A 221-nucleotide genomic window follows, 5' to 3' on the forward strand; every position below is an offset into this window, starting at 1 on the left:
GAGTTTTCCGCTGCTTCCTTGAGTATTCCGGCACGTCTCAAACCTACCCGGTTATTGGTTGCTCCTTTGAGTTGCTTAGCCAGTTCCTCTACGCTCCAGGCAAGTATATACGGCAGGAAAGGACAATGTCTTAGTACCCACTGGGCTGCTTTCCCCAACAGGTTCTTGAAAACTTCTCTAAATTCGGGAAAGTATTCATCCAGAAGCGCCTGAAGCTGGTT

The 221-nt window shown here is 48.4% G+C and carries 1 pseudogene; it reads right to left on the bottom strand.

The annotated features are described in order from the left end of the window. Nucleotides 1-221: pseudogene (locus KKC1_RS16370) on the bottom strand (IS110 family transposase); the annotation flags it as partial.

The sequence above is a fragment of the Calderihabitans maritimus genome (assembly GCF_002207765.1).
Lineage (GTDB): Bacteria > Bacillota > KKC1 > Calderihabitantales > Calderihabitantaceae > Calderihabitans > Calderihabitans maritimus.